9 protein-coding genes are annotated in these 12,190 nt (G+C 45.1%); 1 reads left to right on the plus strand and 8 read right to left on the minus strand.

All coding sequences use genetic code 11. The features are described from left to right. Nucleotides 1–441 precede the first annotated feature (441 nt). The 8 genes from rodA to F0145_RS24315 form a co-directional block, all read right to left on the minus strand. Entirely contained in the window at nt 442–1,713 is a 1,272-nt protein-coding gene (gene rodA, locus F0145_RS24280; RefSeq protein WP_150092938.1) for a rod shape-determining protein RodA, read from the minus strand. A 6-nt stretch (nt 1,714–1,719) separates the two neighbouring features. Beyond that, nucleotides 1,720–3,558 (minus strand): penicillin-binding protein 2, encoded by a 1,839-nt coding sequence (gene mrdA, locus F0145_RS24285; protein ID WP_150092941.1) that lies wholly within the window; start codon nt 3,556–3,558, stop codon nt 1,720–1,722. Nucleotides 3,559–3,709: 151 nt separating this feature from the next. Continuing rightward, entirely contained in the window at nt 3,710–4,231 is a 522-nt protein-coding gene (locus F0145_RS24290) for a hypothetical protein (RefSeq protein WP_150092943.1), read from the minus strand. Next, nucleotides 4,224–5,123 carry a rod shape-determining protein MreC gene (mreC, locus tag F0145_RS24295; protein ID WP_150092945.1) on the minus strand — a complete coding sequence of 300 codons (900 nt, stop codon included), beginning with the start codon at nt 5,121–5,123 and terminating at the stop codon, nt 4,224–4,226. The genes F0145_RS24290 and mreC overlap by 8 nt, the downstream gene beginning before the upstream one ends. 9 nt (nt 5,124–5,132) lie before the next feature. Further along, a complete protein-coding gene (locus tag F0145_RS24300; RefSeq protein ID WP_150092948.1) occupies nt 5,133–6,158 on the minus strand; it encodes a rod shape-determining protein in 1,026 nt (341 codons plus the stop codon). 390 nt (nt 6,159–6,548) lie between these two features. Further along, the gene (gene purH / locus F0145_RS24305; protein ID WP_150092950.1) at nt 6,549–8,066 is read right to left on the minus strand and encodes a bifunctional phosphoribosylaminoimidazolecarboxamide formyltransferase/IMP cyclohydrolase; all 1,518 of its coding nucleotides are present in this window, start codon (nt 8,064–8,066) and stop codon (nt 6,549–6,551) included. Between the two features lie 123 nt (nt 8,067–8,189). Further along, nucleotides 8,190–8,768, minus strand: a complete 579-nt coding sequence (gene purN / locus F0145_RS24310) for a phosphoribosylglycinamide formyltransferase (protein WP_150092952.1) — start codon at nt 8,766–8,768, stop codon at nt 8,190–8,192. A gap of 208 nt (nt 8,769–8,976) precedes the next feature. Continuing rightward, the gene (locus F0145_RS24315) at nt 8,977–10,515 is read right to left on the minus strand and encodes a CehA/McbA family metallohydrolase (RefSeq protein ID WP_150092954.1); all 1,539 of its coding nucleotides are present in this window, start codon (nt 10,513–10,515) and stop codon (nt 8,977–8,979) included. A gap of 351 nt (nt 10,516–10,866) precedes the next feature. Between F0145_RS24315 and F0145_RS24320 the strand changes: the two genes are divergently transcribed. Continuing rightward, nucleotides 10,867–12,117, plus strand: coding sequence for a DUF2264 domain-containing protein (locus F0145_RS24320; RefSeq protein WP_150092956.1), 1,251 nt, complete (start codon nt 10,867–10,869; stop codon nt 12,115–12,117). The last annotated feature ends 73 nt before the right edge of the window (nt 12,118–12,190 follow it).

Raw genomic sequence — 12,190 nt, forward strand, 5'->3', positions numbered from 1 at the left:
CTATATTAAACTTACTGAAATATACCTATTAGAATATTTCCTATCTCTAATCTGAAAGTATAAGATACTATAATCATTATTCCAGTTAAGAAATAAGATTTTGCTACACTTAGCTCTTGATTATTCGCCTTTTTTATTGTTCTAATTAAACAAAGTATTAGAGTAATACTCAATGCTCCCCAATTTAATATAAAACTATTCATTGGTAAACCTTCTATCCGGTCTGCCATGGCTCCTTCTCCGAATGCGAACCAATAAAGTAAAGGAATTAGAATATATAAAACTGAACAAATCAGAAACATTATCAGGAATACTATTAATAAATGACTTTTCAAAGTCTTAGAATTTAATATAGCCTTGATGGTTTCTCCCAACTTAGATAAATATTTATTTAGGTTGCTGATAACAACTTAAAACTTATTACTTACGACTTATCTCTTTTTAAGCCCGGGTTAAATCTTGTTTGCGGTGGGTATCTAAAGCCAGTAAAATAAATAGCAAGATGGTAAACGACCAGAGCGAAGAACCGCCGTAGCTAAAAAACGGCAGCGGAATACCTACCACCGGCGCTAACCCAATGGTCATGCCAATATTTACGAGAAAGTGGAAGAATATGATAGAAGCCACGCAGTAGCCGTACGACCGCCCAAAAACCGTTTTTTGCCGCTCGGCAATAAATATTATCCGCGACAGCAAAGCCATAAACAACCCAATTAAAACCAGACTGCCTATCCAGCCGTGTTCTTCGCCAATGGTGCAAAATATAAAGTCGGTGCTTTGCTCGGGCACAAAGTCGAACTTGGTTTGGGTACCTTCCAGAAAACCTTTGCCGTAAAGCCCGCCCGAGCCAATCGCAATTTTAGACTGCGTTACGTTCCAGCCAAAACCCAATGGGTCGGCTTCCGGGTTAATTAAGGCTTTAATCCGGTTTTGCTGGTGTTGCTGCAAAATATTGTTTACAAAAAAATCGACGCTGAAAACCATACCCACTACCGCTGCATAAATAAGTACAACGGAGGTAATTTTGCGCAACAACCGCCTGTTAGACCAGATAGCCAAGCCAAACAGCAGGGTAATAGCAATTACAAAGTAAAGCTTAGGTACCAGCAAAGTCAAAATAAATATTGCCACAAATATTGACCCCAGAATTAGAATCAGCGGCGACATGCCTTCGCGAAAGAAAGCCAGCAAAAAAGCCCCGAATACCAAAGCCGAGCCCGTTTCGTTCGAAAGCAAAATAAGAAAAGGCGGCAAGAGCGTAATGCCGGCCAGAATAGCGTGTTCCTTCCAGTTTTGCTGCCTTAAATTTATGGTACTCATAAACTTAGAAACCGCCAGTGCCGTTGCAAATTTAGCAAACTCGGCGGGCTGTATCCGGATGGCGCCAAACTCCAGCCACGACCGCGAACCCGCAATAGGCCGGGCAAATATTAGCGTAAAAATGAGCAGCAGAATAATAAACCCATACACCACATACGCCAGCGACTCGTAAGCTTTATAATCGATTACCAGCAACACAATAATAATAATTACGGCCGTGCCAATCCAGATTAACTGCTTACCAGAATTAATGCTAAAATCAAAAATACTTTGTTTCAGATCGGGGCTGTAAACGGCGGCGTACACGTTAATCCAACCCAGCAACAACATAGCGGCATAAATGGCTACGGTAATCCAATCTATATTGCGCGATATTTTAGGTGCCCGTTCCATGATGCGTTAGTGCTTGCTTTTGTAAAATTCGCCGTTCTCAATCCAGCCTTCCCAGCGTTGCCGCGGTTTAGAAATAGTGCCAGTCAGGTATTTTTCGATCATTAAACTGGCCAGCGGCGCCGATGAAATTGAACCAAAACCTGCATTTTCGATGTAAACCGCAATCGCAATTTTAGGATTTACCCGCGGCGCAAAAGCCGCAAATACGGCGTGGTCTTTGCCGTGCGGATTCTGCACGGTGCCGGTTTTACCGCAAATATCAATACCCAAATGGCTTAAATTGGCCCACCAACCAGTACCCCGGCGCGAAGCTACTACTTCGGCCATGCCTTCAATTACCGGCTCGTAGTGCCGGGAAGCTACAGAGGTAAAGTTTTTTTTCTGGTAATCTGGTAAAGGTTGTTGCTGCGGGCCTATTCCTCTTATTAAATGCGGCGTAATATAATATCCGCGGTTGGCAATGGTAGCCATTAAATTAGCCATTTGTAAAGGAGTTACACCGGTTTCGCCTTGCCCAATACTCATCGAGTAAAAAGTTGGGTATTTCCAGCCGGTTTTGCCGTAAAGCTTATCGTAATACCTGGAGGATGCAATAATACCCATATTCTCGTAGGGTAAGTCAACCCCCAAATTATCGGCAAAACCAAAGCTCAGCACATGGTCGCGCCATTTATCTAACCCTAAGTGCGTATCCTGGTAAATATTGCGCGATCGTCCCTGGTTAACCACCGCCCGGAAAACCTGGTAAAAATAAGGGTTACAGGAGTTCTCGATGGCAATTTTAAGATTAGACGGGTACGGATGTCCGTGGGCACATTTTACCAGCGATTGGTTGCAGGGATAACCGGTTTGGGGCGTAATAACCCCTTCTTCCAAGGCAATTAAAGCCTGCACCAACTTAAATACTGAACCCGGCGGATACGTAGCTTTAATGGGCCGGTTATATAAAGGTTTTTCCGGATCACGTAGTAAAGAGAGATAGTTTTTTCCTAACTCTTTACCGGTTAATAAATTAGGATCATAAAAAGGCGCAGAAATAAAAGCCAATATTTCGCCGGTATTGGGTTCAATGGCCACAATACTGCCGCGCTTTCCTTTCAGCATGCGTTCGCCGTACTGCTGCAATTCCAGATCAATAGAAGAAACTAAATCCTGGCCGGCTACTGCTGTGGTATCGTACTGCCCTTCTTTAAAAGGACCTTTGTCGATGCCGCGCACGTTTACCATGCGGTATTTCACGCCCTTTTTGCCCATCAGAATCTTTTCGTACTCATGTTCAATGCCACTCACACCCAAGTAATCGCCGGCGGCATAGGCCGCGTATTCGGGTTGTTCTAATTTCTGCGGACTTACTTCGCCAATATAACCGAGCGCGTGGGCTAAACTCTGGTGCGGATAGCCTCTTACGTTACGGGCATTAATGTAAAACCCCGGAAACTCTACCAGGTTATCCTGCAAAGCCGCAAATTCTTCGGGGCTTAACTTCTGCAAAAAAGGCGATGGCTTAACGTACGAATACGCCTTGGCTGTTTTAATTTTCAACCGGAATTCGTCCAGCGGAATATTAAAAAGCTGGCAAAAGCGCAGGGTGTCAATATTTTTAATTTCCTTAGGTACCACCATCAGATCGTAAACCGGCATATTCTGCACCAGTAATTTACCTTCGCGGTCGTAAATAAGGCCCCGAAACGGGTATTCTACCACGCGCTTAATGGTATTAGCATCGGCAGCATGTTTATACTCCGTGTTTAGTACCTGAATAAAAAACAACTTTATGGCAAATACAGCGGCTACCACAAAAAATATGGTTTGCACAACGTATTTACGACTCTCTAAATATTTCAAATCTGATAAAGAATACGCGATTTTAATAAATAAACTAACACCAATCAGGCCTAGTTCAAAATGATATTTATTCTTTCGCCCACAAAGTTACTTTTAATTTTACGATGAAGAAAATCAGCGCTTTACAAATTATGTTTTCCGGGGCAGTAAACTACCGTCCGGAGCGCCGGACTGAGAAAAAGAGGAGTTGAATAATAATTAAAACCAGGTAGGTGAGCAAGGTACTTAATACTACTTTGGCCAGCGTAAAACCTACGGCCCGAAAACTACCCAGCTCCAGGAAGAACAAGGCAAAGTGGTGCATAAAAACCAGAAACAGCGCATAAACCGTAAACCAGCGCCAACCCATTACGTGCAGGTTAATGGTGTCGTTTTTTTCGTAATCGTCGCGGGGGGTAAGCACCAGCAACACGTAAGGCCGCAGGAAAGCCAGCAACACACAAGCCGCCGCATTAATACCCACTGTATCGTAAAAAATATCGACGGTAATACCCGACAGAAAAGCCAGCAACAGCAAGCTAACCCGGGGCATTTGAATGGGCAAAAACAGCAAAAAAGCAATGTAGATGTAGCAAAAAGCCGTATTAAACAGCACCACATTCCGGACCAGCAATATTTGCACAGCCATAAAAATGAAGAACTGAAAAATATGGACAAATGTGCGTCTAGTCATTTTCTTTTATCCCGCTTCTGGCTTCTAATGAATCCCGCTCGGCCCGGCGCGTATTATTAATTACGTAAACATACGTCAGGTTATCAAAATCAACGGACAGCCGCACCCTTACCGTCAGAAACATTTTATCTGGCTCTTGCTGAGTCGATAGTACACGGCCAATCATAATGCCTTCCGGAAAAACGGCATTATAGCCCGAGGTAACCACAGTATCGCCTTTAACTAATTTTATATGCCGCGGAATATAATCGAGGGTGGCTACCCGGTAATTATCCCCTTCCCAACGGATGGTACCAGCCGTATTGGTTCGCCTGACTTTAGCCGATACCAACATTTGGGAATGCAACAACGAATAAATAGTGGAATAATTTTGCGAAACCGCTTTTACGCGACCAATTACTCCGGAGCCCGATACCACCCCCATGCCTGGTTCCACGCCCTGCGCCCGGCCAATATTCAGCAACAAGTGGTTATTTACCAAGCGTACGGAATTTTTAATGACTTTACCCGGCACAAATTTAAAAGTACGTGTAATACCCGTGGTATCCAGTTTTTGCCGGGCCAGGGTGAGGCTGTCGGGTTTAACGCGATAACTCGAATCCGGTGCGGACGGAATGCTATCCAGTTTATCGGACAGCATAATATTGGTGAGTGATTCTTGTAAAGCTTTGTTTTCGGCTACTAAGGCTTGGTTTACCTCTACCAACCGGAAATAATCGGCTACTTCGCGCTGGAATTCCAGTACCCGACCGGCGTAAGCATTGGCCGAATTATAGAAAGCAGCGCCCTGGTAACTGTTGTTCTTAATTATCAGGTAAGCGCACAGAATCTCCAGTAGCAGAAAAACGAGGAAGCCCCGATAACGGTATATAAAGGCAAATAAATTGCGCATCGAACGCTTTTAAGAAAGCAATACATTCCGGAAGCCTTCAATATTTTTGATAGCGGCACCCGTGCCTCTTACTACCGCGCGGAGCGGATCTTCGGCGATGTGAATGGGTAATTTTGTTTTAACGGCCAAACGTTTATCCAAGCCCCGCAGCAAAGCGCCCCCCCCGGTCAGGTGAATACCGTTTACATAAATATCGGCCGAAAGTTCCGGCGGCGAAATTTCCAAGGCTTTCAGTACCGCTTCTTCTATTTTAGAAACCGATTTATCAATAGCGGCAGCAATTTCGGTGTAAGTTACTTTAATCACTTTCGGAATTCCGGTCATTAAGTCGCGACCCCGGATTTCGTAATCAGCCGGCGGATTTTCCAGCTCCGATAAAGCCGCGCCCACTTCTATTTTAATTTTTTCGGCGGAGCGCTCACCAATAAGTAAATTATGCTGGCGGCGCATATAATCCAGAATATCCTGGTTAAATACATCGCCGGCCACTTTTATAGATTGGTCGCACACAATACCCGATAAAGCAATAACGGCAATTTCGGTAGTACCACCGCCAATATCTACAATCATAGAGCCAATGGGCTGCTCTACGTCTATGCCAATACCAATAGCGGCGGCCATCGGCTCCTGAATCATCCAAACTTCTTTGGCGCCGGCGTGCTCCGCCGAGTCGCGTACGGCCCGCTTTTCTACTTCGGTAATACCCGATGGAATACAGATAACCATGCGGTGTGAGGGCTGAAACAAGCGGCTGCCGGTATCAATCATTTTAATTAAACCCCGAATCATTTGTTCGGCAGCGTAGAAATCGGCAATTACACCGTCTTTTAAAGGGCGAATGGTTTTAATATTGTCGTGGGTTTTTTCGTGCATCTGCATGGCACTCCGGCCCACAGCAATTACCTTATTACTGGTGCGGTCAACGGCAATAATGGAAGGTTCGTCTACTACTATTTTGTCGTTATGAATTATCAGGGTATTGGCCGTACCCAAATCAATGGCTATATCGCTCGTTAAAAAACTAAATAATCCCATTCTGTTCTCAGCCCTGCGGCCCTTGGATTTAAATATTTTTACTTAAACCAATTTGATTTAAATATTTCGCTGCAAAACTACGTATTTTACTTTAAATTTTATACTAACTACTTAATACAAAAAATGTAAGCTTCTATACATGCTGTTTCGCCCAAATTGGTTTACAGCATTTACGCCAACCAGGTATCAGGCAATAAATATTTTTTAATAATTACTGATAATCATAAAGTTACCGGCAAAGCTTGTTTACGCATGCCTCAAACAATCTGTAACCCACTTGCCTGTACTTGTTTTACTTTTTTAAGTAAGTAACGCAACCGGTTAAAACAAAAGCCCGGCTGCTTTATATTCTTTAGCAGACCGGGCTTTTAAAGGCAGAAATAATAAATATTAGTGCTTAAAGTGGCGCACACCTGTAAACACCATACCCATATTATACTGGTTGCAAAGATCAACAGAATCCTGGTCTTTTATAGAGCCACCAGGCTGAACCACCGCGGTAATGCCGGCCTGATGCGCAATTTCTACGCAATCCGGGAATGGGAAGAAAGCATCGGAGGCCATAACAGCGCCTTGTAGTTCAAACCCGAAATTACGGGCTTTTTCGATAGCTTGGTTTAGGGCATCTACCCGCGAGGTCTGGCCCACCCCACTGGAAATTAAGCGATTTTCAGTGGCCAGCACAATGGTATTGGATTTGGTGTGTTTGCAAACTTTGGCGGCAAATACCAATGCTTTATTTTCTTCGGGCGTGGTGGCTCGCGCCGTAACGCCTCTAAAATCAGCTTCGGTTTCGGTTTTCAGGTCTTTGTCTTGTTCAATTACGCCGTTAAGCAAAGTTTTAAATAATTTTTCGGGCAGCGCCACTGGTTTGCGGCGGAGCAAAATCCGGTTCTTTTTAGCTTGCAATATTTCTAAAGCATCCGCCGCAAATTCCGGCGCTATTAAAACTTCGAAAAATAATTTGTGCAGTTCTTCGGCAGTAGCTTTATCAACGGGTTTATTGCTGATGATAACCCCACCAAAAGCCGATACCGGATCGCAGGCCAGCGCGGTAAGATAAGCTTCGTGCAAAGTTGGCGCAACAGCTACCCCGCAAGCATTGGTATGTTTTAAAATAGCTACGGCCGGTTCGTCCTGGAACTCATCTATCAGGGCCACGGCCGCATCTACATCAACTAAATTATTGTAAGACAACTGTTTGCCATGAATCTGGTCGAATAAATCGTTTAGGTTGCCGTAGAAAACGCCTTGCTGGTGCGGGTTCTCGCCGTAACGCAGCGGGGTGCTCTCGCGAAGACTGTGTTTAAAATATTGGCCTTCGCCCCCGTTCAGGTAATTAAAAATATGGGTATCGTAATGCGAAGAAATATCGAAAGCTTTGGCAGCAAAGCGCTTGCGGTCGGCTAGTTCGGTACCACCCTGGTTTTGGCGCAGCAATTCCACTACTTCGGTATATTGCTCCTGCGACGATACCACCAGCACATCGTTAAAGTTTTTAGCCGCCGCCCGGATTAAAGAAATGCCGCCAATATCAATTTTTTCAATTACGTCTTCTTCCGGCGCGCCTGATTTTACCGTTTCTTCAAAAGGATATAAATCTACGATTACCAAATCAATAGGCGGAATTTCGTAAGTCTGTACTTCGGCTTTATCGGTTTCGTGGTCGCGGCGGTGCAGGATGCCACCAAAAACTTTGGGGTGCAGGGTTTTTACGCGACCACCAAATATGGCCGGATATTGGGTGAGGTCTTCCACAGCGGTTACCTGGGCGCCTAAGCCTTCCAGAAAACTTTGGGTACCACCCGTGGAATAAATGGTTACGCCTTGTTCTTTTAACAGTTCTACCAGCGGTTCCAGGTTATCTTTATAATAAACCGATATTAAAGCAGATTGAATTTTTTTCATGGTTCGATAAGTCCTTTAGCTAATTTGGGATAGCCCGGTTAATAAAATATATTAAAGGTTATAAGGCTTTCTAAGTAAGTGATTTGTTAATATTTTCTTCAGCAACCGGAAACAAAACATTTTTTAGCCGATTAATATTTTTTCTACAATCCTTGGGAAATGCTCGTGTTCCAGTTGCAGCACGCGGTTAGCCAATATTTCGGCGGTGTCGTTTTCCTGCACCGGGCAAAGTTCCTGGTAAATAGTGGCTCCCTGGTCGTAAAATTCGTTTACGTAATGAATGGTAATGCCCGTTTCGGTTTCTTTATTGTCGAGCACGGCTTGGTGTACGTGTTGCCCGTGCATGCCTTTGCCGCCGTATTTGGGTAATATTCCCGGATGAATATTTATTATCTTTTGCGGGAAAGCCTGGATAAAAGGCACCGGCACCAGCCATAAAAAACCGGCCAGCACAATTAAATCGGGTTGGTACGCTTTAACCTGTTCCAGCACGGTACCATCTTTAAATTGCTCGCGGTTAAAAACGTGGGCCGGCAGGTTAAAATTTTCAGCTCGTTGCAAGGCGTAAGCCGTTGGGTTATTCGAGAATAAAGCCACTACCCTAATCTGCGGATGATTTTGAAAGTGCTCCATCAGGCGCTGCGCATTGCTCCCGGAGCCGGAGGCAAATATTACAACGCGTTTATACAAGGTATCAGACATAGAACCCGGTTAAAAGAAGCGCAAATATAGAACATAAAACCAAAGATTTACTGCCCTGCGCAATCAAAATATTACCCACACCGGCGTATACCTTTGCAAAAACCGTATTATTAGTCGACTGGAAATAAGGAGAACGTATCGGGCTAAAACATTTGGAATTAATATTTTACAGCAACTGCCTACAAAAAAATTGAAGAATAATTAAATTTTATTGCAGTTTCTTTTTTAGGTCTTTTACTACTTGGCTGGTTTCGGCAATCCGTCTTTTCAGGCCAGCACGGTAGTGCCAGGCCCGCATTTGCGGATCGTTGCTTTTATGTTTTATATCCTTTTTTAACTCCTGCAGGTATTTTTGGCTGAGCTTTAAATATTGCGGTGCCGTAACGGGGTTATGAAAACCTTTACCATCTACATAAACATATACGGGGGTGGTATGCGCCGCCTGCTGTTTACCGCCATAAGCCCGGGCCGCCAGCCAAATACCTTTTTCGGCGGGTAAATTCAGCTCTAAAGATAATTGCTCCGGCGACTGCCCCGCCGCATTGGCCGTAACCCGCCCCAACACCTGTCCGTGACCTATAATTTCCAGCGTTTGTAAGGGTACCTGGGTAGCGTGGCCCAAAGCGCGGGCGGTTATTTTCAAGGCCGTGCCTATACTTACTTCCAGTTTATCGCCGGGCAGCTTTTGGTTTACTTCAAATAATAATTGCGGCCCGCTCGAAACATAGGTGTGCCCCGCCGCTAAACCGGCTTTCCAGTTGTTATAGTTTAAAGAATCGGGTACGAAGGTGTAAAAACGGGCATTTCCTATTCGGGCCGAACGTTCCGGTCGGCCTTTATCGTGGTCTTTGCCGCACCACGGAAAATCGGAACCCGCTACAGCCGTAACCGGAATACCTAAATCCAGCAGATGATAATAATGATCCACAATTAACGGGTTATCAGAAGCACAAAATTGCAGCAGTTCCAGCACATCAACTTTACCCCGCAACCCATCCAGCACCAGGCCGCGGTACCCGTGGAAGGTTTCGGCCTGGTGGGCATAACCGCCTAAGCCGCCTAATTCCCGCAGGCGATCAAATACTTTGTCGTAGAGGTAATATTCATTTTTATACCGAACAGAAGCTGAGGCCCCGATGCCCACCACGTGGCCCAACTCAGGGGTGCGCGGATCTTCCTGACCGGTAGTCAGTAAATAATTTTCTTTCTGGTAAACGCCCTTTTCGCCCCAGGCATATTGCTGGTAATACGTTTCCCAAAAATCCCCCATCCGCAGCATTACACCCACATGAATATCTTCGGCTTGGGTCCAGGTTAAAAGCAGCGAATCTTCGCGCGGCGAACGCCGGATATGAATATGATCGTCGGCTGAATACCACTTTTTAGCGGGCATATTTACCCAGCGGGCCAGGGTGTAATTTCCTTCGTACACCTGTCCGGCCCGGATTTGAAGTTCGTGGTGCTGGTCAATATATTCCGGTCCTTTGGAAAGCGCTATTTGGTAAGTTCCCGGCGCTAAATCTAAACGAAATCTACTATGCACATAAAAAGAACTGTCGGGTTGGTAGCCATAGCCATCAGCATGATCCCACACCCCGTACATAACGGCTACGGCTGCTTTCGGTAGCGTTTTTACCGCAAAACCGTTCTGCGTCAGGCGCACCCTAACGGGTGTATCGCGGCCAGTAGCGGCATCCATCACCTTTACTACTAACCCGCTGGTAACTAAACCTTGTGCCAAAGCCATGCCCCCCGGCAACAGATAAGCGAACCATACAAATATTAATCGCCTAAACCAGAAAGGTATTTTTACCAGGAACATAAGGCTATTTTAGGTATTAATTTAATTCTTTCCGCTGAAATAAATTTATTAATTTAAATCGGTCTAAAGTTTTATAGGTTAAGCCGAATTTGCCATTAATACCTATACCAATGCCTGTTACAGACACCCCTACACCAAGGCAAACTATTGGTAAGTAATATTTTTGGTAATAAAATGCCTCACTTAAGTTTTAACCGGAATATTTTAAGTGGATAATTTGCCAATTCTTTCCATATTTAGAACTTAAGCTGATTTTGATTTAAGCTAAACATATTAATGTTCAGGAGAGATTTTATTAAAACAACCGCTGGCCTAAGTATAGCCGGTGCTTTTACCCCCGAAAACGCATTAGCCTCGGTAGCCGCCGCCAAAGCCCCCACCGACCGCCAGGTGTGGCTGGATAACCTCATAAAAATTGCCGATCCGGTATTAACTAACTTAAGCAAAGGCGAGTTAAAGAAAAATATGCCCGTAGAGTCGGTAGCCGGCCGGGAACAGGACCGCCGGAATTATACTTACCTCGAAGCTTTTGGCCGCTTAATGGCGGGTATGGCTCCCTGGCTTGAATTGGGCGAAGATACTACACCCGAAGGTAAACTCCGGGGCAAATATATTAAGCTGGCGCAGCAAGCCTTGGCCGCTGCTGTTGATCCCAATTCACCGGACTTCATGAATTTTAATTCCGGTGGGCAGCCGGTAGTAGATGCAGCCTTTTTGAGTCATGCTTTGTTACGGGCGCCTAAAGAATTTTTGGGCAGGATAGACAGCACCACCCGTACTCACCTGATTAAGGCCTTGCAAGCAACGCGGGTAATAACGCCCGGCTACAACAACTGGCTTTTGTTTAGTGCGATGGTAGAAATGGCCTTATTTAAACTGGGGGCGCCGTGGGATAATATGCGGGTAGATTATGCGCTGAAATCGCACCAAAATTGGTACAAAGGCGATGGCGTTTACGGCGATGGACCGGAATTTCATTTTGATTATTACAACAGCTATGTAATACAACCCATGTTGCTGGATATTACGCAGGTATTAAGCCAGGTGCAGAAATCGCAGCAGAATTTTTACCAAACTGTTCTGAAACGAGCCCAACGCTATGCGGCTATTCAGGAAAGATTAATTTCACCGGAAGGCACTTTTCCGCCCATTGGCCGCTCGCTGGCGTACCGCTTTGGGGCTTTCCAGTTGCTGGCGCAGGTAGCGCTGCAAAAACAATTGCCCGCAGAAATTTCGCCGGCGCAGGTCAGAAGTGCGCTTACCGCCGTTATTAAACGCACCATGGCTGCGCCCAATACTTTCGATAAAAACAACTGGCTTACCATTGGTTTCAGCGGCCACCAGCCCAGCATTGGCGAAACATATATTTCTACCGGCAGTCTGTACTTGTGCACTACCGGCTTATTGCCGTTGGGCTTACCGGCTACCGATACTTTCTGGACGGCCCCTGCCGAAGCCTGGACGGCGAAAAAAGCCTGGAGCGGCATAGATGTAAAAACCGACCACGCCCTTTCCGGATTAACCTAAGCAACGCTAAATTTATTTGGTATAAACTTTACCGGTCAGTTCTGCTAAATTGATTTAATAGGCAATATTAATA

Source organism: Adhaeribacter rhizoryzae (assembly GCF_008629685.1).
GTDB classification, from domain to species: domain Bacteria; phylum Bacteroidota; class Bacteroidia; order Cytophagales; family Hymenobacteraceae; genus Adhaeribacter; species Adhaeribacter rhizoryzae.